The sequence below is a fragment of the Gloeocapsopsis sp. IPPAS B-1203 genome (assembly GCF_002749975.1).
Lineage (GTDB): Bacteria > Cyanobacteriota > Cyanobacteriia > Cyanobacteriales > Chroococcidiopsidaceae > Gloeocapsopsis.
This window is the reverse complement of the sequence record NZ_PEIG01000003.1, coordinates 182000-206227: the sequence shown is the minus strand read 5'-3', so window position 1 is coordinate 206227 and position 24228 is coordinate 182000. Positions and strand designations below refer to the sequence as shown.

The following is a 24228-nucleotide window of genomic DNA, read 5'->3' as shown; positions in this document are numbered from 1 at the left end:
ACTGTAAAATCAAACATTTGATATCGCTAGTGGTTCTGGCTGATCAAAAACTTGCTCAATTAACTGTTCAACTTTGCTAAAAAATACTTCTTCGGAAAAATTATTTATGGCATGATTGCGAATTTCCAAATAATTCCAAGGAATTTGTTTAGCATCTAACAACGCAGTTTGTAAAGCTTCAGGTGTTTGTCGCTGAAAAAAGACTCCTGTTTTGCCAGGTATTTGTGTATCAAGCACACCTCCCGCACCATAAGCAATCACGGGCGTTCCACTTGTATTTGCTTCTATTGGAACTAATCCATAATCTTCTAATGCTGCCACAATCACAGATGTTGCTTTTGACATTAAAAAAGCACGCTCTTTATCACTAACATGACCTAAAAATCGAATATTTTTTAAAGCTCGTGACTCTAAACGTTCTCTTTCTGGTCCATTCCCTAATATGACTAAAGACCATCCCAGCCAATTAAAAGCTTCAATAATAACATCGATACGTTTGTAGCTAATTAAGCGAGCTGACGCTAGATAAAAATCGTCTTTTTCTCGAGAGAACTGAAATTGAGTAACATCAATTGGGTAATTAATAACTAGTGCCGGTTTTCGATATGTTTGTTGAATACGGCGGGCTACAATTTGAGAGTTTGCTACATAGTAATCAGGCTCTTGCGAATACTTTAAGTCTACTTGCCGCATAGCTCCAAAGATTTTTTCAAGTACCGGATGAAGATATTGATAATCGCGGTATTCTCTGAGGTAAGTTGCGGTGTCCCACAAAAACCGAGTTATATTGTGGCAAAAACAAATATGCTTCGCTCCAATTCTTTTACGAACAGCTTTAGCAAAGCTGCTACTACTACTAATAATTAGATCGTAGTCTTGCAAGTCTAAAGTGCGAAAAGCTGGGAAGTAGAGTGGAGCCATCAATCTGAAATACTTTTTTGCTCCTGGAATATTCTGTAACCCAGTTGTATAAACGATTCTTTCACCTAAATCGATTGTGTTCTTGGCATCATATAACGATGTAAAAACATCAGCATCAGGATAGCGCCTACATAGTAATTCAAAGACACGTTCCGCTCCTCCTTTTTGCGTTAAGTAATCATGGACTAGAGCAATCTTCATAATTGATGCACTTATTCCTTATCGAATAGAAAAGTGAAACGCCCTATGTACGCAAACTGACCCAAATACTAAAGGCTAAAGGCAAAGTTGATCGCGAACCAGATTAGGTATTTGTTCTGTTTTGTTCTGCTTTAGATGCCAGTTTACACGCTGTCACTTTTTTTTACAATTTAAAACATCGTAAAAATATCGTAAAAAATATCGTAAAAATATCGTAGGTGTACTGAAAATGTAAGACATACGAATCTTATATGCATTTAATTTTATTTAAAATACACAGTTGCAGCCTAGTAACTTTGTTCGAGGCTGCAGTAAAGCTATTAATCGTAACTTAGGACGCTTTGACTAACTCGATTACGTCAGGCTTGCGATGCTTAATAGACTCAGCCATATACTCTTTAATTACCACTGGCTGGGTTAAGCAGAAAGAGTCAATTTCAATCAATGCCCTGTGTTGCAGAGATTGCAGGGCTTCAAGTATTTCTCTGCGTGAAAATTGCAGTGAATCTGGACATTCCCATAAGAGGGACCAGTCATCATTGGTAGAGAGCCAATACATCAAAAGTTTTTCTGCAATTGACAAGCGGTTGAACTGCTGCTCGATCGCATCCCAAATATCTCCGAAAACAAAAGTTTTCTGAGATAGGAATCTAGACACATCTCCACCAAATAGAGATTGAATCGATACTGCAACAGATCTTAGAAATAAGGGATTTCCATCATAGACATTGATAAGTTCACTACCTTCATCTGTGGTAAAACTTAGATTTTTGGCTTTGAGAATTTGCTCAGCAGCTTGTTGCGACAAACCTTGAACATGTAGCGATCGCACAGGTAAGTATTCTGTTTCAACCGCTGAGATCCCAATTGGCTTTTCTTGAGTAACGATTATGACACAGCTTTGATGACGTTCAACCGCAACTCTTTGCAGAAATTGACCGTATCCTTCATACTCAGCAGAATAATGTCCCGATCTTTGTTTTTTTTGAAGTATGGACTCATAACTATCTAATACTAACAAGCAGCGGTACTCGCGTAAATATTGCATCAAACATGAAATCAAGCCCTCTAAAGATTGAGGCAAATTAACCTCTAGATGCGGACATAGTCCTGCAATAATCTCTCTGAGCAAATCGTTGACTGTTTGAGTATTGTGTAGCGATCGCCAAATTGAATATTGAAACTCCTGTTGAACTTGTTCTGTCGCAATAGTAGCTAAAGTCGTTTTGCCGATTCCCCGTACGCCTAGTATCGTAATTAAACGACAGCGTTGTGCTATCCACTGTTTTAAGGTTGCAACTTCAGCTCCACGCTCAAAGAAAGCGGAAATATCAAGTGCTTCTTTCCTATCTCTGCTGTGCAACGCGATTTCTGTTTGATATGTGTTAGGGATAGTTCCTGGTGTTTTTTCTGGCAAATATACTGAATTATTACTATTGAGTTTAGATGATTCGGTACTTAAAACATAATGCTTTAATACCTGTTGAATATTATTTTTAGTAATCTTCTGCTCAAATGCTGCTGATAGTAACTGCCATAGCCGATAACCAATATCTCTAATATAAGAAAATTGGTATCCAGAGTTTTTGGCAATTTCCTGGTAAGAACGTCCTTCCCAAGTTTGTTTGAACACCATTTCTTGGACTTCGCTCAAGTCCACCTTGAATTGATCTAAGATTTCTAGTGCCCTTTCTACAGATATGTTCATTAGTGATGCTCTAAATTTAATTTTTCAACGTTCTAAGAAAATTAAGAACCTTGTCTGCCACGACACCTCTTTGTCTATAAGCTACTCAGCCGTCATGTTTTGAAACTTGATTGCCCTGGTTGATGGACTAATATTCCTGACTTAATGTATTTGAGGTTACGAATACATTTTTATCGACACAGTTATGACATCACGATTTCTTTATGTACTCTCTCTGAAGATAGAAAAGCTATTAGTTAACAAAATTTTTGCTTCAATGTCTTCTCAGTAAGCAAAACTAAACTTACTTGATTTTAAATCAATCGAGACAACGCAATTAAACTACTCCTTCTTAAACTGTGTCAGTAGTAACAAAGTAGATTATTGAAACTAAGAGTAGATATTTAATAGTATTTTTTCATATCATACATATCTCTACATTAAAGTCAATCAGCATTAATCACGTATACTCCTTAAAAAGTAAATTGATTGTTGGCACAATCAGCATGATACGTGACGGCGATCGCTGCACTTCGTCACGCTACAGCAAATCAGATTTTAAATGGAATTGTTAATTATGTACTTGCTTTTTCAAGCTATGTATGCCAAATTTAAGTCTTGTAGATAAACACGGTATTCCTACCGACTTACCGTAGTTTTTTACAAATCTACTTGCTTACGCTCATCTGAGTAGCTAGTAATGGCTACTCAGATGACTTTTATCAGTTGTGAGGATTGGAACATGCTAATTGGGTCAAAAAGATCGCTGTTAGTTGCGGCTTTAGAGCAATTCTTCAAGCTATTAGAGTAGTGTATGCAAGGAAAAAATTTGCACTAGGCATTAGTTTAAGTTTAGCGATCGCCAGTCGTACGCAGAGTGGGCTTGTATTAGCGCCCATTGATTTGAAGTTGGCGTCAAATTGTAGGAGCAATTATACGCTAACCCTTTCAAAGGCTATTAACTAAACTGATACGAGTTTTAACCTAAAATTCTATTATCAGAGTAAGATACTCGACCAAGAAAATCTCATCCAACTATTTTGTGTCTTAGGTAATAAATTAGTAGTTTACAGTGCTTTAGAGATAGTGCGTTTACTTGTCTTGCGTTGTCTAGAATGATACTTTGGCATAGACTTAAGTTATATTGAGCGATCGCTACAGCCATTTAAAATAATTTGTGACGTCTGGCTTATAGCTTCAGAGTATTGCCAAGTGATGGCGCTACGCTAGCAAAAGAAAGGCTTGTATATTTAAGGTTAGGCAATGTCACAACAAATTATTATTGTAGGAGCAGGACCTGGTGGCTTAGCAACAGCGATGCGACTAGCGAGTCAAGGATACTCAGTACAAATCTTTGAAGCTGCAGATCGCGTTGGTGGAAGAATGCGGGGATTTGTTGATGGAGATTATGCTTTTGATACTGGACCGACTATTTTACAGCTACCACGCGTGTACGAGGAATTATTTACCGAGTCGGGGTTAAAGTTAACAGACTATATTCACTTCAAGCAGCTTAATCCAAATACACGGATACGATTCTGGGATAATAGCCAGCTAGATCTAACTTCAGATCTTGATGCTTTTAAAGCACAACTTGCGGCAATGCGTCCAGATTTACCAGAAGCATTTGATCGATGGTATACAGAGCATATTCGTAAAAATGAGGCAGGTTATAAGCCTTATTTAGGTTCACCTGTGCGATCGCCTTTGGGATACTTGCGTCCTGGTGAAATAGCAACTGGCTTGTCTTTTCGTCCTTGGGAAACACTGTATCAACATTTTTGGCGCTTTTTTCAAGACGATCGCTTGGTATATGCACTCAGCTATCCATCGAAGTATCTGGGAATGCATCCGACAGTTTGTTCGAGTATATTTAGCTTGATTCCCTTTTTAGAATTTGCTGGTGGAGTTTGGCATCCTGAAGGTGGATTTCGTGGACTAGCACAAGCTTTAGCTCATGCGGCGAAGGATTTAGGCGTTAAGATTCACTTGAATTGTCCTGTTAAACAGGTGTGGATAGAAGGCGATCGCACTCGTGGTGTTGAGTTAGTCAGTGGCGAACGCATTGTTGCAGATGCAGTTATTGTCAATGCAGACTTTGGTTATGGTGTGCGACATTTACTTCCCGAATCGGCGCGGGGACGTTACAGCGACAACAAACTTAAATCAATGCAGTTTTCGTGTTCAACGTTTATGCTGTACTTGGGTCTTAATCGCCGTTATGAATTACCACATCATCAACTATATTTATCTGAACATATCCGCAAGCGCGATCGCCCTTGGGTGGATGATTCTGCATTAGATGAAACAGATCCTCCATTTTATGTCTGCAATCCGTCAATTATTGATCCTAGTAATGCTCCAGCAGGACACAGTACACTGTATGTTTTAGCCCCAATTCCAAATACATCCTACGGCGTTGATTGGGCTACAAAGCAACAGGTATATCGAAACTTAGTTATTAAACGGATGTCAATTTTAGGCTTTGCAGATGTAGAAAAGCATATTGTCACTGAAACTTGCTACACAGCGGATACTTGGCGCGATGATTACAATGTTTACTTAGGTGCAGTTTTCAATTTAGGGCATGGATGGCGTCAGTTAGGTCCATTCCGTCCTCCCATTCGCTCTGAGAATGTCCGCAATTTATACTGGATTGGTGGTGCTGTGCATCCTGGTAGTGGGTTGTTAACTATTTTAGAAGCAGCGCGGAGTGCAGCGTTTTTTGTGAATCAAGACTTAGGATCACTAGCTGCTGTATAGTTGGCAAAATTGGGTAATTGGTATTATAAAGCCTTACTAACTACCCAAAGTATATGTAACGAACCACAGAGACACAGAGAGAAGAAAATATAGAGGTTTTCACGAATGATTTAAGACTGCTAAATATCTAGAGTTACTTAAGGGAGGCGCGAGAAAATGATGCTGTTGAATCTTAGTGCGATCGCTCCTATTAAAGAAGAGCAGTATCTTAAAATCTGTGAGGATAATCCTGATTTAAAGCTTGAACTCGATCAATATGGTACTTTAATTGTTATGCCACCTACAGGAGGAATTACAGGCGATCGCAATTCAGAAATTAACTATCAACTCCGCGCTTGGAATAAGCAAAAAAAATTAGGTAAAGTTTTTGATTCTTCTACAGAGTTTAAGTTACCAAACGGTGCTTTTCGTTCTCCTGACACTGCTTGGATTAGTTTAGAGCGTTGGAATAGATTAACACCAAAAGAGCAAGAAAAATTTCCTCCGCTTGCACCTGATTTTGTGATTGAATTACGCTCTAGTAGCGATCGCTTGAAGCCTTTACAAGAGAAGATGCAAGAGTACATTACTAATGATGTGCGCTTAGGTTGGCTTATTGATCCGCAAAATCGACAAGTAGAAGTTTATCGTCTAGGACATTCTGTGGAAATACTATCATCGCCTAACTCTTTGTCAGGAGAAGATGTACTACCAGACTTTGAGCTTGATTTAAATGAAATTTGGTAGTGTTATACTAAAGCAGTGAAAATGATAACAACTTTTTTAGCTTATTTTTTAATAGCTTGTTACTTTGTTGTAGAGAGGAAACTCAGAAAAGGAGAACAAGCCCTTAGCCTTCAACCAGGTTTATCTGATCGTAATAGTTCCTATATGATGTGGGCTAATGGTTTATTTAGTATTTTACTTGTATTGTTAGCACCTATCTTAAATTTTTATAATTTAGGGCATTGGAATAATATATATGTTAGTTGGATAGGAATTATTATGATGATGAGTGGTCTTTCAACTCGATACTGGGCTGCTCAAACACTGGGTAAATTTTATACGCGAACACTTCAAATTGTTGAAGAACACCAAATTATTGATATTGATTTATATAGTATTATTCGCCATCCTGGTTATTTAGGTGTTTTTATAATGACTATTGGTGCAGGACTAGCTGTATCTAATTGGATTGTACTTTTAATGACTACATTCACTAGTTTTGTGTCATGTGATTATCGTATTCGTGTAGAAGAGGAGATGCTAGAAAGTAGATTTGGAGAAGACTATAAAGTCTATAAAGAAAAGACTAATAAGATAATTCCCTTAGTTTACTAATTTACACAAGTTGTTTATTAACTAAACATCCATCTTCCATGTAGAGAATGCGATCGGCAATATCTAAAATGCGGTTATCGTGAGTTACAAGTAAAATTGTTGATCCCTGCTCTCTAACTAACTTTTGCATAATTTCGACAACATCGCGCCCAGATTTTTTATCAAGTGCAGCGGTAGGTTCATCGGCTAAAACAATTTTTGGACGACTAATTAAAGCACGAGCGATCGCAGTTCTTTGTTTTTGTCCTCCTGATAGCTTTTCGGGATAATAATCGACGCGATCGCCTAAACCTACAGCTTCTAACATGGCAATCGCCTTTGCATCTAAATTTTGATTCAACATCTCATCATGCAACTCTAGAGACATCCGTACGTTTTGTTTTGCAGTGAGAAATGTCATTAAATTGTGTGCTTGAAAAATATAGCCAACATTGCGCCGAATCTCAATTAATTGCCGTTTACTAGCACCACACATTTCTTGATTGAGAATTTTTAAACTGCCTTCCTGTGCAGATCTTAGTCCACCCATTAGCGTTAGCAAAGTTGTTTTACCAGAACCAGAAGGTCCTGTCATTATCACAATTTCACCTGCTTGAATCTCCAAATTGATGTCAGATAAAACTTGTTTGCGCAGCGTTCCTTCACCAAAGTAATGGTTGAGGCTTTTGATAGAAATAACAGGATGCATGGTGATTGGTAATGGGTAATGGGTAATGGGAAGAATTAGATGACGGGTTGCATGGTAATTGGTAATGGGTAATGGGAAGAATTAAGAGGAGGGGTGATTGGTAATGGGTAATGGGAAGACCTGATTTTGAAAGTCTGGATGTGTACAGATTGGCTGAAGGTTTAGCAAATCAAGTTTGGCAAGTTGTTAAACATTGGGATACTTTTGCTAAAGACACTGTAGGAAAACAAATTGTGAGAGCGGCGGATAGTATTTGTGCTAATATCGCTGAGGGAAGAGGTCGCTACAATTTTAAAGACAATCAACGGTTTGTTAAAATTGCTAGAGGTTCACTCTACGAAACTATTAGCTGGTTGCGGTTGGCATACACGAGACAGTTAATTAATGGCGAACAATCAGTTAAGCTAAAGCAAATCATTGACGAACTATCTCCTAAATTAAATGCATACTTAAGATCATTAGAAGATAGATAACGGTTAATAGTCTTCTTCCAATTACCAATTACCAATTACCCATTACCCCCTAAAACACATCAGCGGGATCGGCGGATTGTAGTTTACGCATGGCGATCGCACCGGAAACACTACACATAATAATTGTGAGTAACAGTACAAAGGCGGCGCGTTCTAACTTCATTGCAATTGGTAGCAATGTCGCCATGTATGTGATTTGATAAAGTCCTAGAGATAACAAGAATCCAGGAATAAAACCTAATGCGGCTAAAAGTAAAGCTTCTTGCATTAATACAGTGAGTAAGTAGCGATCGCTGTATCCCATTGCTTTTAATGTCGCGTACTCTGGTAAGTGATCGGAAACATCGGAATAGAGAATTTGGTAAACAATCACAATACCGACAATAAAGCCAACAACAACACCTTGCCCAAAAATAAAACCAGTACCTCCAGTTTCCCAGTAGTTAATTTCAATCTGGGTAAATTCTTGCGGAGTCATTACCTTTACATCATTTGGTAAACTAGCTTGGAGTGCTGCTTTGACAGTTTCAACGTCTGCTTTTGGTTCTAAGTTCATCAACCCAACATCAATTTGATCTGGCTGACGCTCTGGAAATAGCCGGAAGAAAGTAGAATCACTAGTGATGATGTTACCATCTGCACCAAAAGAAGCCCCGAGTGTAAATAAACCTACTGTTTGAACAGTGCGATTATTAACTTGTGCTTGTAGAGTTCCTTGTTGTTTAACTAATTCAGCAATCGCCCCGTACTCTGGTCGAGAAGCGCGATCAAATACTAACCGATCTAGTTGCTTCAACTGATCCAAATGTGGATTAATTTCGGGAAAGTTAAACGCTGGGTTTACTGGATCAATACCCCATACCATAATACCTCGATTCAGAAGCGTGTCAGGATTCCGCCATTGCGCATTACCAGTGTAGAGCGATCGCACTGAAGCCACACCATCAACTGCTAAAGCTTGTTGCAATCGAATTCTCGAAAAGCTTTTCACATCAATCAGCGTTTGAAACTGTGGATTAATCAATACCAAATCGGCGTGGAGATTCTGATGGGGTTTTGTCGCTGAATCTAGAAGTGAATCTAGTAATCCCAACTGTACAAACATCAGCATATCTGCAAAGCCTATTCCTGCTAATGCTACAAGCAGGCGAGTTTTTTCTTTGAGGAGTTGTCGCCATGCTAAGGGTGTACGGCGCAGCCATTTAGGAAGCATAGTGATAGCGTTTTGGTAAGGGGTGATGGGTAATGGGTAATGGGTAATGGGTAATTCTTAGTAAGTTTTTTCCAATGACCAATTACCAGTTACCAGTTACCTATTGCGGTTCTCGTTTGAGTGTCCAGTAGGAGAGATTCATTTCTAGGAATGTACCGGATCGCAGTACTTGAAAGCCCTGTTTTTGATAAAAGCGCACACCTTTTTCGGTAGAGGTTTCTAGGTAGCAGGGGAGTTTTTCTTGATCTGCTTGCTTGAGGATTGGCTGTAGTAGTAAACTACCAACTCCTTGGCTTTGATATGCGGGTGAAACGCCTAGCATATTTAGATACCAGTGTTTTTCCGGTAGATCTTGTTGATGGTATTCTTCAATCTTGGAGTAGAGGGCGATTAGTTGTCTGAATCTATTGAAACGCAGTTTAGGAGGAATTCTATATAATCCAGATAGGAGTAATCGTAAATCGTTGAGTGGGTATTTTCCTGGTGGTAGCCATACGGCAATTCCTTTTAGGTCGTCTTGCGTTGTGTAGATGTGGTTGTAGTGTTGGCTGTAGCGCAAGATTGTTTTTGCCACCCAGTTGATCAGATCTAACCTTGCTGGTTCGTCTTCTAATGCAAAGTATCTAAACATCGGATCATTGTTGAATGCTTGGGCTAAAACTTCGCTTGCTGCATCAATTTGCGATCGCTTTAACTTAACTACTGGTGTATTCATGATTTTTTCTTGCATATCGCACATTCGTTATAAATAAGGTTAAAGATCAATTGCTGTTTGTACTTGTAAATTTGTTAACCCAGTAACTTGTTGACTATCTGTAGGATTAAGGCGAATTTTGACTTCAACGACGCGACGATCGAGATTTTCTCCTGGCTGATTGCTGAAAACATTTTGGCGATCGACTTGTAAACCTACGTGCGATACAACTCCTTGAAGTTTGCCGTTAATCGCTTCGCTGGTAACAATTGCGGTTTGTCCTGGCTTGACTTTGCTGATGTCGGTTTGGTATACTTCTGCTATCACTAGCATGGTATCAGTTTGGGCTAAATCGGCAATTCCAGAATCGCTAATTTTCTCGCCGACTCGCGCGTGAATTCTGAGAATTTGTCCTGATCTTGGTGCTTTGATGTAGGCTTGTGCTAAATCAGTGCGGGCGCGGTTAACTGAGGCGATCGCTTCTTCAACTTCAGTTTGGGCGGCTTGAATATCAACTGGGCGGACTTCTGAGATTTGATTTAGGTTTGCGCGTGCTTCTTTGAGTTGCGCTTGGAGAGATTCTATCGTTTTACTTTGAGTTTGTTGCGCCTCGTCAAGTTGGGCTTGGGCGGTTTCAGCAATTAAACGTTTGTTATCTAAGCTAGATGCTGCAATAGCACCTTGTCGATACAACTGTTGAAAGCGATTATACTCTGCATTGGCGTTACGAACTTCTGATTGCCAACGAGCGATCGCGGCATTTTGGGCAGCAATTTCACCTGCGAGTTCAGCTTCTAGTCGCGTAATTGTGGCTTGCTGGGCTTGAATTTGTCCGCGTTTTGCACCTGCTTTAACTTGTGCGAGTCGTGCTTGAGTGACTTTAACTTGTTGTTGGGCTTGTTGCAAGGCATCTTGCAGGCGATCGCGTGAATCTAATACTGCTACAACTTGTCCTGTTTGCACTCTATCACCTTCTTGAACGAGAATTTGGGAAATGCGATCGCCATCTAACGCTAATGGTGCAGATAAGCGAATGACTTCACCTTCAGGTTCGATTCTTCCTAAAGCGGTGACTCTTTTAACAATGGGAACCGTTGCAGTAGGTTGAGGTGTCCTTCTTTGTCCAAACTGAGAAATTCCATAATATGCAATACCTCCGGTAAGCATTGCTAAAACAATTAACCCAATTAACTTGCGATTTGCTCCTTTAGAGAATAGCCCAAGCGCCATTGATTTTTTCCTTTTTTGTTGGGTAATCGGTAATCGGTAATCGGTAATGGGTGATTTTTAATAAGTAGTCTTTCCAATTACCAGTTACCAGTTACCAACTTTTAAGCGATACATCTTGTAAATAAAGCGTTAGCATTTTATGAAACAGTTGTGCTTGCTCAGCATATTCAACAACATTGCCTTCAAATAAACGTACAACCATAATTCCTGTTGCTAAACACATTGCAAAATTAACTACAGCCGGATCGTCAGTCTCCAAAGCTTTGGCAACAAACTCTTGATTTAACTTATAGTTGCGCTTGAGGGTTTCATTTGCTAAAATTTCCTCGCGATCTTGTTGTTGATAAAAGTCGCCTGTAATCAGAAATTGTTTGAAGAAATAATCTTCGTTCTGGGCAATGTAATCAAAAATTGCTGTAATTCGTTCTTGTAAAGTATGAATATTATTCAATACGGCATTCATACTTGCAGTGTCTCGTTCATTAAATTCGTCATATAGCTGCCAAAATAAAGCTTGCTTACTCGGAAAGTAATGATATAGAGTTCCTGTTGATACTCCTATTTCTTGGGCTATTTGACGCATTGTTACCGAGGCGTAACCTTTAGTTGCAAATAAATCAAAGCATTTTGTGAGTAACTCTTTGCGATATTGGTCATGGTCAACAATTTTGGGCATAGAATAACGAGCGAACCCCAGTCTTTTATTAAATCGGCATTGTAAATTGCTTTGCCAAATATCTTATATCGAACGTTTGTTATAAGTCAAGCAAAAATAAAAATGGGTATTAGCTAAGATTCATGTGAGTATTGAACCCATTACCGATTACCTATTACACCCATTACCAAAACTAATTCTACAGCGCGTCTAGTAACGCTAAAACAACTCGTGCTTGATTTTCGGCAGCAACAGCAAAGAAAGTATTAAGTTGTACTGCTGCTGATTCACTTCCACCGGCTAAGTCAGAAACACTGCGTACTGCAATAAACGGTACATTGTTAGAATATGCCACCATTGCCGAAGCTGTAGTTTCCATATCGAGGACTAAGACATCTGTATCTTCGTTGCGATCGCCATTTTCGTCAAAGTTAAGTGTATTTGCAACAAATCGCCGATACTGCTCATTATCAACAAAGGTAGAACCTGACAATCCATTTTGACCAACAATTAACTGTGGTGGAACCAGAGGAGTTGTCGTACATCTACCTAATTGATCGACTTGCGGACAATCTAGCAACTCAACATTAAGTTTACGCGCTGTTTTATACATCTGTCGATCGACTAAAAACCAAAACTTCAATTCTTGATTCTCTGATGCAGGTATCCCTGGAAAGGGAACTTGGCGCAGTTGTTGCAAGTTATTTCTGTCTAAGTAGTACTGTGGAGTATTATCAGAACTAACGTTAGTATCGCGGAAAAATGCGTTTTTTGCATCCGGTTGAAAAAGTGTTTCTTGGTTAGCTTGTCCTGGTTGCGTTGCAATTCCAAAGAGAAAATTGCACGTTGCGGCTTCTTGGATAGGATCTTGTAATACGTGATTTAGCTGAAGTCCTGGTATAGCTGCACAGGGGACAGTTTCAGCAGTGTTATTAAAATACATTTCTTGATGAAAACCCCAACGTTTGGGAATAATGACAGATCCAATAGGTGTTTCATTAGGAGTGTTGGGATCGTCATCGTTTGCACCAACTCCACCAACTCCACCAGCAATACCACTAAAAATAATATTGCTTATTCTAAATTTATCAAGAGTGAGTTGCGTAACCATCGTTGCATTAACTAAGCTAATGTTCGTTAATACAACAACAACGTCTTTACCGCGCAATCTTCCCTTACTAAAGCGATGACCATTAATAACGACACAGCCTTCATAGCGGTTCTCGCTGTTATTGCGGCGCATTTCACTAATAAATCGATCGGCTTCTCCAGAAAAAGCAGAAATTAAAGCATATCTCGGTTTTCGATCAGTTCTTGCATCGCATTTTCCTTGAATTGGTGTGGCGTTTGTGCGGCTAAAGGGTAGGGCGACACTAACAAGAAGCCAAACTAATAGATAAAAGCAACGCGGATGGAAATTGAGTTTTTGATTTTTCACGGCTTCTTTCTTGTTTAGAAGTTTTGATGAGCTGTGTATTGTTATTAAGCAAATCAAATACTATGATTAAAAGAGTTTAAAAATAGTAGCTTTTAAACTTTTTCTAAGAGTAAATAATGCTTGCCAAAGAAGTGCGATCGCACTTTCAAATGGACGTTATTGTCAGTTCTTAAGACAACGGTTGTCGCTCATTTTGTGGTGGTAAAATACGTTCTTCTTTGGGTGGTAAAAACTCATCAGTAAAGATATCTGTAACCGTTGGTTGACTTTTTAACCCAAAACCCTCGACTGTTTGTGTAATTGATGTTTGTAACCGCTGTGGATCGACTGCACCTAAACCAAGAGATTCTGCTTCAGGAGTAATAATTAAGTCATTAAGTGCGACTTGTAACCGAACTTTCTCTGCTTCGCGATCAATTAATTTGCTTTGATCTGCTGCAACAACTGCATCTAAAGCTGCATTGGGATCTTTCAGGGTATCTTGCATTCCTCTAAGATATGCTTTGACAAAACCGCGAATAACTTCAGGATTTTGTTGAATAAAACTTTCTTTAGCTAAAATAGCGTTGCCATAAAAGTCTAAGCCAAAGTCATTGTAGTAAAAAACTTGAATATCTTCCATGCTTTTTCCACCTTTGAGTAAAGATGGTAAAGCTGAAGTCGAAAAAGCACTAATGGCGTCTACTTTCCCTTGGAGGAGAAATGTTTCGCGCAGTCTTGGTTCCATCGTTGTCCAAGTAACTGAATTTGGATCGACTCCTGTTTCTTTGGCAAATAGCGGAAATAATTTGCGCGGACCATCCCCAGCTGGTGCACCGAGGGTTTTACCTGCTAAATTTTGTGGTGAGGCGATCGCCTGATCCAAAGTGAGAACGGCAAAAGGTGCTTTATTAAAAGGAACGGCAACTGCTATGATTTTATCGTTGGGATTTTTGTCATTAAATTCCAGCGTATTATAAATATCGCTAAAAGCAATATCAAATGCACCTGCACCAAGCTTACTAATTGTGTCTACGTTGCCAAATCCTCGCTCGTAGGTAACATTCAATCCTGCTTCGGCAAAATACCCTTTATTGATAGCAAGAACTAAGGGTGCATCCAAACTTTGAAACAGAAAAGATAGCTGAACATTGACATTTGTCAAGTTATTATTCGTATTTGCAGCAGGGCTAGCTGCGGGGCTAACAGGGTTGGTTGTCGGAGAATTTGCTGAAGGTGAACCGCAACCAGAAAAGAGGATTAAGGATGTGGTAATGAGAATAAAACGAGAACAACGTTTGATCACCTTGAATCATCACCGGATAATGACTGCGATCGCATTAAAGTTGAGGCAACTGCTAAGTTTCTGTATTGCAATATACAGCGATCGCATCTGCTTTCAATGAGAGCTTAGGCAAAGGTAAATTAATTCAAATAGTATGAGCAAACCACTGCGAATTGCGGTAATTGGGGCGGGTGTGGCTGGCTGTTTGATTGTGAGAGGATTGCAGCAATTAGAAGTAGAAATTTTCTGTATTGAAAAAGGACCAGAAGAAAATCTTTTAGCAGGAACAGGGTTAAATGTAGGTCCAAACGCACTCAAAATCCTACAACAGATCGATCCTGAATTAGCAGCAGCATTGCAAACAGCAGGAACAAGTTTGCCGTGGAATTCCTGGAAAGCAGGGTTAACCGATGGTAGAGTGATTTTTGATTTACCGTTGTTGCAAGTAGCAGATAATCCTGGAATTCGGATTCGCTGGTCACAATTGTATCGACAAATGCGATCGCATCTGACCAACGTTTATTACAATACCACCGTCGTAGAGATGGGTTATACGCACTCATCAGCACCTTTATATTTAGTTGTTGCAGATCAAGTTACTGGAAAACGTCATCAATTTCACGAAATTGACCTTATTCTTGGTTGTGATGGACGCTATTCCCAAGTACGACAGACATTTATTGATACACCCCAACCTGCACATTTAGGAACTTGCATTTATCGTTTACTCGTTCCCAACACACCACAATTAATTGATGATTACCAGCAGTGGTTTCACAATGGTTCGCGCTTGCTTGCTTTTAGTATTCCTGGAGATGAAGTATACATTGCAGGTTCGTTTCCTATTGCAGCTGATTTAGTCATTCCAGAAACAGCAAAATCACCTGATTTTTTATGGCAATGCTACAAACCACAGCAAGGCTATAGTCAAGTTTGTGAGTTTTTAGTTGCTGCGATTTGCGAAAATATCGCACAAATTCATTGGGCAAGAATTCAAGAAATTCCTCCAGCGTTTGGTGATGCACGGGGTCATATACTATGTTTAGGCGATAGCTCTCATGCCATGTTTCCAACTTTAGGACAAGGCGCAACGCAAGCTTTTGAAGATGGTTGTTTTTTTGTGGCGCAAGTGCGTCGTTATTTAGCACATCAGCGAAACTTCTCTGTACCTGCATTAGTCGAGAGTTTTACAGCAACACGACGCGATCGCATCAAATTTGTCCAGCAGTTCTCCCGTGATGCTAGCGATTCGCTGTTAGCTGGTTCTAACCCCATAACGGAACTGCAAGCAAAAACTCAAAATTCATTTCTAGAAAAGTTGAGGCGTTTGTATTGCGACACGCCTAATTGTGATTAATATGATTAGTTCCTAGCTTTAAAAAAGTTACTACCTGCAACGTATGCTTTTCCTAGTGACATATCAGGTTGCGGTTCTTCTTCAAATGCACCATCAAATGTTAACTCTAATTGCACGCCATTGGGGTCATAAACAAACAATTGCCACAAATTTGTTCCAGGAACAATAAATTCACGCCATTCTATATTGGCTTGTTGAAACTTTTGGCGAAACTGATGGAAACCTGTCGCTGTGAGTGAAATGTGGTCAATTGCTGCGGTTCCTAAGGGTGCTTTTCCTTCTGTTCCTAATGCTGCACCTCCTGCATAAATATGGATAATTGCTTCGCCTCCAGGAGTTGCACACGCCAACCAAGCACCAGGATAACCAAAATCAGGTCGCTCTACTTTACGTAATCCTAACTGAGTATAAAAATCAATAGTTGCGTCTAAGTCGTTTGTTTTGATGGCAATGTGAAATAATCCTGTAATGCCCATAAATAAAAAAGGTGGGAATATCCCACCCTCATGAATTTTAAAGCGGACGATACACGCGGTAGTTAACTTTAGGGAAAATATTGTCCATTGACTCTACTTTTTCCAACCAGCCGCTATCGATTTTACCGATGTTGATATCTTCGTAGAGTTTATTAAAACGCATCAAATGCGATCGCGTTCTTCTTACTGCATAAGGAACCATTGTTCCTGTGCGCATAATAAACGCCCAGTCTGATGATTGTGCTAGTAATACTTCTCTTGCAGCTTGGTTTAATGCCCGCCATTCTAGTTCATCTGCAGGTTCTCGGCGTGATAGTTCAATCATCCGTTCCGCAGCTTTATGCAAGTGTGGATAAATCCAAGCATTGGTTTCATTTAACCAATATTCGTGAAAACCTTTGTAACCCCAACTCGATTGCGAAGGTTGACAAATTTGCTGTGTTGGATTGGCAACTAAATAATCTGCCAAGTGCGTCATTTGATAAGTGCCTTGATCGTACCAAGACTTGCGGAACAAGTAATCGATAAACCAAGGACCTTCATACCACCAGTGACCGAATAATTCAGCATCATAAGGTGACACAATGATTGGTGGTCGATGCATCATCCCATGCAAATGCTCAACTTGGCGTTCGCGATTATACATGAAATTACCCGCGTGTTCTGCGGCTTTTTCCCGCGCCCAATAGGGATCGTAAAGTGCTTTATCCGATAAACCTAAACCGCGACCAGTGATTTTATGATATTTGATGCCCGTATTTTTGCGCTGTCCATTGGGCATGATGTATGGTTTGATGTATTCGTAATCAGCTTCCCAGCCAAGATCTTTATAAAACTCGCGATATTCTGCCGCACCAGGATAACCCACTTCTGATGACCAAACCTGCTGTGAAGATTCGTGATCGCGTCCAAATGCAGCAACACCAGTTTCAGTAAAAATAGGTGCATAACTGCCAAAACGCGGGCGCGGACGGGCGTAGAGAATACCGTGTCCATCAGTGAGGAAGTAGCGCAAGCCAGCATCAGCCAACATTCGCTCTAAGCCTTCATAGTAAGCGCATTCAGGCAGCCAAATTCCTCTAGGCGCACGACCAAAAGTTTGCTCGTAGTGTTCGCAAGCTACCTGAATTTGTGCCCAAACTGCCTGAGGATACATTTTCATCAATGGCAAATAGCCATGAGTTGCGCCACAGGTAATGATTTCTAAGTTATTGCTATCTTGAAACTGCTTAAATGCTGTTACCAAATCGCCATCATAGCGTTCCCACAACTGACGTGCTTTGTTGAATTCACTTGCGTAGTGTTCTGCTAAATAGCGAATATGACCATTGTGCGTATTATGCTCCCCTTCCAACTCAGCCAATTCTTCTAACATGGCTAAGTGATGATCGTATCGCTCTTGCAGCAGCGGATCTTGTAACATCGACACCAATGGCGGTGTCATGCTCATCGTAATTTTGAAATCTATACCGTCTTGCTTAAGTCCTTCAAAGACTTGCAGCAAGGGAATGTATGTTTCTGTAATCGCTTCGTAAAGCCACTCTTCTTCGAGTACGTAATCGCTTTCGGGATGACGAACAAAGGGTAAATGGGCGTGGAGAACAAGGGCAACGTAGCCAATAGCCATAGCAATCTAAAAATATGGGTTAAGGAACAGACCAGTAATGGAGAGAACCTCAGGATGTTGTACAAATTTTATGTCGAAATGGGGACGCATAGAAGCCCTGTTTTGCACTAAAGCTTTGATGTTGAACTGAGAACAGTGAAAGCAACACAACAATAATCTATTAGTTCCAGACAGGCAAGATACCTATCCCACATTTAATTTAGTTGATTTACTGTGTAGTGCTGAATTTTAGTTACTTGAAGTGCAGGAACTATAGAGACACTAGTAGAAGTCAGTCATGTTTGTATATAAGAATGTTTTTTGTAATGAAAACTGGTAAAAGCTGGAAGCGATCGCTTGCTTTAGTCTCTGCAATTTCCATAGTTGCTATCCCTCCTCACAACATCCATGCTGCCACACCACCATCTCAATTAGTACAACAAGCCACATCAACTGCTACTCTCAGACTCGAAGATTTACCAGCAGGTTTTGAAGAAGTTCCTTCAGCTTTTAAACCACAACTTGCAGCTTACTTGAGTCAATTCGTGCCACTTTTAACGAAACAAAATCTGCAAATCAACGATTACTTTGTTTATGTCAACCCTAATACCTTAGAAGTTGTTTCCGGCTTTACGACAACAATACCAAGTCAACCATTAAGCATACTACGCTTCGATGCTAATCTAAGACAGGTCGAACAACCACAATATTGGCAACAGTTATTTGCTAAATTGCAACCTCAAATTGGTGTTGCAGCTAATCTTCTCCAACACCAACCAAATCGCTTAAATGTTGGGAATTCTTCAGCAGGAGCGACACTCGCAATAGGTGCATTAAATCAAAGGGCGCAAGTTGATGTTGGTAGCTTTCGGCGGGGAAATGTGGGCGTATTTACAGCAGTCATGTCACTCAATCGCACCACACCACAAGCATCACTTCAAGATGTCGCAACTAAAGTAGATCGACGTCTTCAGTAAAGGCTGGTAATTGGTCATTGGTAACTGGTAATTGGAAAAATACTTATTAAGAATTACCCATTACCCATTACCCATTACCCATTACCCATTACCCAGTAACAAAAAGTGTGGTATTTAATTATGCCTACTCACTTGGTAGTCTAAACCAAAGATCAGTCTTGTTACTTGCTAAGATGCGATCACAGGTAGATGCTTTATCTCTATTATTTCCGTTACAAGGAAAGTAAAGTTAATTCAAATCAAGTTTACTTATGACAGATCCCAAGCAATCGCCTGCATCCGATGCATCAGATATTGAAGTGACAATTCTTCCGCCAAAAACTGAGAATTCCACGTCTTCTCCAAAAAACACAGAAACAGAGGATAAATCTGATGCTGCATCACTATTTGATTTCTTTGCCAAAACAGTTGGTGATGTCACTGTAGCAGTAGCAACGACTGCTGCCCAAACAGGCTTATCTCTGGCTCAAACTGCAGTAGAAGCTGGTGAAGCAGCGACAAAACAAACACACGATCTCATTTCTCAAGCAACACAAACTGCTGGCGAAGCGGTTAGCTTTGTTGGCGACAACTGGTTAGTACGTCGCTTTTCTCGCGTTCTCAATCTGCAATGGATAGTCGGCGCAACTGATAACGTTGATGTCACAAAAGCAACCGAGGAAGTGAGAAAGTTACAACGAGAGTATCCCCATGAGTCACCCAGTGAAATCGCCCATCGCATCATGGTGGAAAAAGCTACATACGCCGGTGGAATTGGTTTAGCAAGTAGTATTCTCCCAGGTGCGGCTTTAGCATTGCTTGCAGTTGATTTAGCTGCAACGACACGCTTGCAAGCAGAAATGGTGTACCAGATTGCAGCTGCTTACGGACTTGATTTAAAAGAACCAGCACGTAAAGGTGAAGTTTTAGCAATCTTCGGTTTAGCATTAGGTGGTGGACGTTTATTGCGTACCGCAGGCTTAGGCTTACTGCGTAATATTCCCTTTGCTGGGGCAATGATTGGTTCAAGTTCTAATGCGGCAATTATGTATTCAGTAGGATATGCAGCTTGTCGCTTTTATGAGGCTAAGTTAGATAACAATACCTCAATCGATTCTGAGGAAACACTCGCAGACATAAAAGAACAAAGCGATCGCTATGCTGAAACGGCGATCGCCCAAGAAGCTGTCATGGATCAAGTTCTCGTACACATGATCCTAGCAACTCACCCAGAGAAATCCTGGGAAGAGATTCTCCCTGAATTAAAAAACCTTCATTTCAGTGAATCTTCACTCGCAAGCATTGGTAACAACATCAAATCACCCCAACCTCTAGAAACACTTTTAAACCAACTTAATCGCGATTTTGCAATTCCTTTGTTGGCACAGTGTTATAGAATTGCTCAAAAAGATGGCATTATCACACCCGAAGCAGCACGAATTATGGAAGCGATCGCTGATAAGTTCGATCTTGACTTAAACTCAATTCAAGCAACAGTGAATCAAGGTCAATCTTAATGTCGTTCGACTTAACTCAATACCCTTATGCTTCCTCGCGACGGGTGATTCTGGGAAAGAACTACGCTGCTAGTACCAGTCAACCCTTAGCAACTTTGGCTGGAATGGAGATGTTTTGGGCTGGGGGTAATGCGGTTGATGCGGCGTTAGCGATGGCGATCGCCCTTACAGTCGTCGAACCAACTTCTAATGGCATTGGTTCTGATGCCTTTGCCTTAGTATGGGATGGACAATTACATGGATTGAATGCATCAGGTAAAAGTCCGCAAAACCTTCAGCTTGATAACATTACGCAAATTCCCCTTGTAGGCTGGTTAACGGTGACAGTACCAGGGGCAGTTTCTGCGTGGCGATCGCTGTGGGAACGTTGGGGTAAACTGCCATTTGAGCAATTGTTTGCCCCAGCCATTCGTTATGCTGAACAAGGTTTTCCTGTATCTCCGGAAACGGCAAGAGCATGGCAAGCCGCATCTTACTTATTATCACTGGATGCTCCAGAATTTCAAGCATTTAAACAAGTGTTTTTTCCTTCGTGTCGCGCCCCTCGTGCAGGTGAAATTTGGGGAAGTTTAGCACACGCCAAAACTTTAAAAGAAATTGCTGTAACAGGAGGAGAAAGCTTCTATCGTGGAGATTTAGCCGCAAAAATTACTGATTTTGCTGCTGATACTGGAGGAACACTGACAACAAAAGATTTTACTCATCACCAACCCGAATGGGTACAACCAATTTCCACAAATTATCGCGATTTAACAGTTTGGGAGATTCCGCCAAACACGCAAGGAATTGCTGCTTTAATGGCGTTAAATATTCTCGAAGGTTTTGATTTATCGCGTTACCCGCGCGATTCGGTACAAAGTTATCATCTGCAAATTGAAGCAATGAAACTCGCTTTTGCAGACGTTCAAGCCCACGTCGGCGATCCTGAACACACGAAAGTGACAAGCGATCGCCTTCTTGATAAAACTTATGCAGCGCAAAGACGACAGTTAATTAAAGAACACGCCATATTTGCCCAATCAGATTTACCCCAAGGCGGAACAGTGTATCTTGCCACTGCCGATCGCGACTTAATGGTATCTTTTATTCAATCAAACTACATGGGTTTTGGTAGTGGAATTTTAGTTCCCCAGACAGGTATCGCTTTACAAAATCGCGGCGCAGGTTTTACGTTGTAACCAGGACACCCAAATCAAATCGCACCCGCAAAACGTCCATTTCATACTATTATCCCAGGTTTTCTTACTCAAAACAATCGCCCACTAGGACCATTTGGTGTTATGGGCGGACACATGCAACCACAAGGACATCTTCAAGTTGCAGTTAACTTAGCAGATTACGGCATGAATCCCCAAGCGGCTTTAGATGCACCTCGCTGGCAGTTTACGACAGGTAAGACTGTGTTATTAGAATCCACAGTACCATCATCTGTTGCCCTAGCATTAGGCGATCGCGGACACGATATTCAAATTATTGCCGAACGCCGCAACTTTGGTAAAGGTCAAATCATCTTACGACAAGGAGAAACCTTAGTAGCTGCTTCTGAACCGCGTGCAGACGGTATTGCATTAGCAGGTTAAAGATTTTTCGACGTAGAGCAAAAAGCCAGACAATGACCAAGTAAGACAATTGCAAACGGACTGACGCTTGAGGAATCAACAAGATGCTATGGCTTATTGTACCCCTTGGGGTAATGATTGGAGTAGTCGGGTTTGGAGTCATTTATCAAGCACTTGCCACAAGTCGCGATCGCCGAAAGTTTCCGCCATCTGGAAAATTAATTGAAATCAATGGTAAAACTTGGCACTATCAAATTATGGGTGAAGGTCACTTAACAGTCGTTGTAGATAGTGGAACCGGAGGCACTCACTTAGATTGGCAACTAGTGCAGCCTGAAGTGGCTAAATTTGCGAGGATTTTAACCTACGATAGAGCGGGTTATGGCTGGAGTGATATAAGTTCAGAATCACGCACGGCTGAACAAGTTGTTAGTGAGTTGCGGCAACTTTTGAGAGAGGTTGAAATTGAGCCGCCATATGTCTTAGTGGGAATGTCTTTAAGTGGTTTATTTAGTCGCTTATTTGCCTATTGCTATCCAGAAGAAGTTGCAGGGATGGTTTTAGTGGATGTTGCTCATGAGAGAATGTATGAGGAGACACCAGTCGAATGGGTTGAATTGAACCAACGACTTGAAAGATTTTTAACTCATGTAGTGCCGATTATAGCTCGTATCGGGCTGCTTCGTTTGCTTGTCGCTTTTGATTCTTTGCCTATGGCGGCTGGTCTATTTCAAAAATTTCCACCTTCAATGCAACCTCTTGCTAAAGCACTCTATTCTCAAACACAGTTTGGCAAAACCTTTGCTCAAGAGTCAGCTGCGGTATCAATAAGCATGAGCCAGGTTGAACAAGCACGAAAGATAAAGCCATTTCCTGACATCCCTCTAATTGTCTTGTCGTCTGGAAAGCCAGACTTCGATATAACCCAAGATGTGCTTCAGAAACTGCAAGAATTACATGCAGATTTGGCTAGTGAGTCCCCCCAAGGCATTCATATTATTGCTCGCGAAAGTGGACACGCAATCCAACTCGATAAACCAGAGTTAGTCGTTGATGCAATTCGTCAAGTTGTGGAACAAGTGCTTTGTGGTAGTACTCCATAACAACCGTGTTGGAAATGTAGCAGTATCATCTTGATGAGTCAGAAAATAACGCCTCAACTCTTGATAAGACATTGCTGCATAATCCATTAAACTCATCACAGCACCTCTTTGCTTCTGTTCAAATTACGGATTTTTCAAGTAATTTAACACTCGCATAAATCGCATCAATATAAGGAGTTGGTGTCTGCGTTAATTTTCCGAGTTCTGCAACTGCACCAACGATCGCATCCACTTCAGTCGATCTGTGCGCTTCAATGTCTTGTAACATCGAGGTTTTGTGTGCGCCTACTTTTTCTGCTCCTTCGATACGTTGCTCTAGGGAAATACCAAACTCAACTCCCAGTTTTTCTGCGATCGCCTGCGCTTCAAGCATCATATTTTTTGCCAGTTCTCGCGTCAAAGAATATTGACAAATCTCTTCTAATGTGCATCTAGTTAACGCACTAATGGGATTAAAAGCTAAATTTCCCCACAGTTTCACCCACAACTCATTGCGGATTTGGTTGCGAACAGGGGCTTTGATTCCAGCTTGACGAAAACTTTGCGATAGTTGTTGAATGCGATCGCTCTTAGTACTATCCAGTTCGCCCAAAGAAAAGCGATCGCCCTCAATATGTTGTACTACTCCTGGGGCTGCAAGTTCAGCAGCAGGATACACCACACACCCAATCACGCGATCGACAGGAATATGCGCTTCCACAACTCCTTGAGGATCGACAGACTGAATGCAATAATCAGCAAAAGGACTATCTAGTTTACGAAAATACCACCAGGGAACGCCATTTTGGGCAGTAACAACAACAGTTTCATCACCATACAACGCAGTTAAACTAGCCGCAACACTTGGTACACTCTGCGCTTTCAACGCCACAATCACGACATCTTGAGTTCCAGCAGCAGCAATATCTTGCGTCGCAACAACATGTTTAACTAACTCTTCTGTACCATCTGCACTACGTAGCGTTAAACCTTTTTCCTGTATAGCTTGCAGATGCACCCCGCGTGCAATTAAAGTAACTTGTTCGCCAGCAAGCGCCAACTTAGCACCAATATATCCTCCAATAGCACCTGCACCAACAATACAAATTTTCATCGTGATTAGTGACT

Annotated in this window: 22 protein-coding genes and 1 pseudogene; 10 read left to right on the top strand and 13 right to left on the bottom strand. The window is 40.7% G+C overall.

Annotation, left to right across the window (positions count from 1 at the left end; translation table 11 throughout):
* Positions 1-9: 9 nt before the first annotated feature.
* Together CSQ79_RS06965 and CSQ79_RS06960 are read right to left on the bottom strand one after the other, a co-directional pair.
* On the bottom strand, positions 10-1122 hold the full coding sequence (locus CSQ79_RS06965) for a glycosyltransferase (RefSeq protein ID WP_099700457.1): 1113 nt from the start codon (positions 1120-1122) through the stop codon (positions 10-12).
* 331 nt (positions 1123-1453) lie between these two features.
* Complete coding sequence (locus CSQ79_RS06960) at positions 1454-2830, bottom strand: helix-turn-helix domain-containing protein (protein ID WP_099700456.1); 1377 nt, start codon at positions 2828-2830, stop codon at positions 1454-1456.
* Between the two features lie 1242 nt (positions 2831-4072).
* Here CSQ79_RS06960 and CSQ79_RS06955 point away from each other — a divergent pair.
* The 3 genes from CSQ79_RS06955 to CSQ79_RS06945 all read left to right on the top strand — a co-directional run bounded on the left by CSQ79_RS06955 (position 4073) and on the right by CSQ79_RS06945 (position 6892).
* Positions 4073-5572, top strand: a complete 1500-nt coding sequence (locus CSQ79_RS06955; RefSeq protein ID WP_099700455.1) for a phytoene desaturase family protein — start codon at positions 4073-4075, stop codon at positions 5570-5572.
* A 159-nt stretch (positions 5573-5731) separates the two neighbouring features.
* Entirely contained in the window at positions 5732-6298 is a 567-nt protein-coding gene (locus CSQ79_RS06950) for a Uma2 family endonuclease (RefSeq protein ID WP_099700683.1), read from the top strand.
* A gap of 21 nt (positions 6299-6319) precedes the next feature.
* Entirely contained in the window at positions 6320-6892 is a 573-nt protein-coding gene (locus CSQ79_RS06945) for a methyltransferase family protein (protein ID WP_099700454.1), read from the top strand.
* A 1-nt stretch (position 6893) separates the two neighbouring features.
* Here the strand turns inward: CSQ79_RS06945 and CSQ79_RS06940 are convergent, their stop codons facing one another.
* Entirely contained in the window at positions 6894-7580 is a 687-nt protein-coding gene (locus tag CSQ79_RS06940) for a DevA family ABC transporter ATP-binding protein (protein ID WP_099700453.1), read from the bottom strand.
* Between the two features lie 110 nt (positions 7581-7690).
* On the opposite strand from CSQ79_RS06940, the gene CSQ79_RS06935 reads away from it, so the two are divergent.
* Positions 7691-8053: a four helix bundle protein gene (locus CSQ79_RS06935; RefSeq protein WP_099700452.1), complete on the top strand. Its 363-nt coding sequence runs from the start codon at positions 7691-7693 to the stop codon at positions 8051-8053.
* Positions 8054-8102: 49 nt separating this feature from the next.
* Here CSQ79_RS06935 and devC read toward each other — a convergent pair whose 3' ends face one another.
* From devC to CSQ79_RS06905, 6 genes are all read right to left on the bottom strand, one after another.
* On the bottom strand, positions 8103-9266 hold the full coding sequence (gene devC / locus CSQ79_RS06930) for an ABC transporter permease DevC (RefSeq protein WP_099700451.1): 1164 nt from the start codon (positions 9264-9266) through the stop codon (positions 8103-8105).
* A 100-nt stretch (positions 9267-9366) separates the two neighbouring features.
* Positions 9367-9981 carry a GNAT family N-acetyltransferase gene (locus CSQ79_RS06925; RefSeq protein WP_099700450.1) on the bottom strand — a complete coding sequence of 205 codons (615 nt, stop codon included), beginning with the start codon at positions 9979-9981 and terminating at the stop codon, positions 9367-9369.
* A 39-nt stretch (positions 9982-10020) separates the two neighbouring features.
* On the bottom strand, positions 10021-11190 hold the full coding sequence (locus CSQ79_RS06920; protein WP_099700449.1) for an ABC exporter membrane fusion protein: 1170 nt from the start codon (positions 11188-11190) through the stop codon (positions 10021-10023).
* A 91-nt stretch (positions 11191-11281) separates the two neighbouring features.
* Positions 11282-11866 carry a TetR/AcrR family transcriptional regulator gene (locus CSQ79_RS06915; protein WP_099700448.1) on the bottom strand — a complete coding sequence of 195 codons (585 nt, stop codon included), beginning with the start codon at positions 11864-11866 and terminating at the stop codon, positions 11282-11284.
* A gap of 178 nt (positions 11867-12044) precedes the next feature.
* Entirely contained in the window at positions 12045-13283 is a 1239-nt protein-coding gene (locus CSQ79_RS06910) for a 5'-methylthioadenosine/S-adenosylhomocysteine nucleosidase (RefSeq protein ID WP_099700447.1), read from the bottom strand.
* Between the two features lie 169 nt (positions 13284-13452).
* Positions 13453-14427 carry an ABC transporter substrate-binding protein gene (locus CSQ79_RS06905; RefSeq protein WP_289500747.1) on the bottom strand — a complete coding sequence of 325 codons (975 nt, stop codon included), beginning with the start codon at positions 14425-14427 and terminating at the stop codon, positions 13453-13455.
* On the opposite strand from CSQ79_RS06905, the gene CSQ79_RS27480 reads away from it, so the two are divergent.
* Together CSQ79_RS27480 and CSQ79_RS06900 are read left to right on the top strand one after the other, a co-directional pair.
* Positions 14414-14668, top strand: coding sequence for a hypothetical protein (locus CSQ79_RS27480; protein ID WP_289500746.1), 255 nt, complete (start codon positions 14414-14416; stop codon positions 14666-14668). The genes CSQ79_RS06905 and CSQ79_RS27480 overlap by 14 nt on opposite strands.
* Positions 14669-14701: 33 nt before the next feature.
* Complete coding sequence (locus CSQ79_RS06900) at positions 14702-15904, top strand: FAD-dependent oxidoreductase (RefSeq protein WP_099700445.1); 1203 nt, start codon at positions 14702-14704, stop codon at positions 15902-15904.
* Positions 15905-15909: 5 nt separating this feature from the next.
* On the opposite strand, the gene CSQ79_RS06895 is transcribed toward CSQ79_RS06900, so the two are convergent.
* Positions 15910-16380: a VOC family protein gene (locus CSQ79_RS06895; RefSeq protein WP_099700444.1), complete on the bottom strand. Its 471-nt coding sequence runs from the start codon at positions 16378-16380 to the stop codon at positions 15910-15912.
* Between the two features lie 37 nt (positions 16381-16417).
* Positions 16418-18007, bottom strand: a complete 1590-nt coding sequence (locus CSQ79_RS06890; RefSeq protein WP_099700443.1) for a glycoside hydrolase family 57 protein — start codon at positions 18005-18007, stop codon at positions 16418-16420.
* Positions 18008-18312: 305 nt separating this feature from the next.
* Between CSQ79_RS06890 and CSQ79_RS06885 the strand changes: the two genes are divergently transcribed.
* The 4 genes and pseudogenes from CSQ79_RS06885 (at position 18313) to CSQ79_RS06870 (ending at position 23121) form a co-directional block, all read left to right on the top strand.
* On the top strand, positions 18313-18963 hold the full coding sequence (locus CSQ79_RS06885) for a hypothetical protein (protein ID WP_143755433.1): 651 nt from the start codon (positions 18313-18315) through the stop codon (positions 18961-18963).
* A 251-nt stretch (positions 18964-19214) separates the two neighbouring features.
* Positions 19215-20459, top strand: coding sequence for an EcsC family protein (locus tag CSQ79_RS06880; protein WP_099700441.1), 1245 nt, complete (start codon positions 19215-19217; stop codon positions 20457-20459).
* A pseudogene (locus CSQ79_RS06875) lies at positions 20459-22039 on the top strand (gamma-glutamyltransferase family protein). The gene CSQ79_RS06880 and the pseudogene CSQ79_RS06875 overlap by 1 nt, the downstream one beginning before the upstream one ends.
* A gap of 83 nt (positions 22040-22122) precedes the next feature.
* The gene (locus CSQ79_RS06870) at positions 22123-23121 is read left to right on the top strand and encodes an alpha/beta fold hydrolase (protein WP_099700440.1); all 999 of its coding nucleotides are present in this window, start codon (positions 22123-22125) and stop codon (positions 23119-23121) included.
* Here the strand turns inward: CSQ79_RS06870 and CSQ79_RS28825 are convergent.
* Positions 23062-23208 (bottom strand): DUF6887 family protein, encoded by a 147-nt coding sequence (locus tag CSQ79_RS28825; protein ID WP_502693916.1) that lies wholly within the window; start codon positions 23206-23208, stop codon positions 23062-23064. The two genes, CSQ79_RS06870 and CSQ79_RS28825, sit on opposite strands and share 60 nt — an antisense overlap.
* Before the next feature lie 31 nt (positions 23209-23239).
* Positions 23240-24214 carry a 2-dehydropantoate 2-reductase gene (locus CSQ79_RS06865; protein WP_099700439.1) on the bottom strand — a complete coding sequence of 325 codons (975 nt, stop codon included), beginning with the start codon at positions 24212-24214 and terminating at the stop codon, positions 23240-23242.
* Positions 24215-24228: the final 14 nt, after the last annotated feature.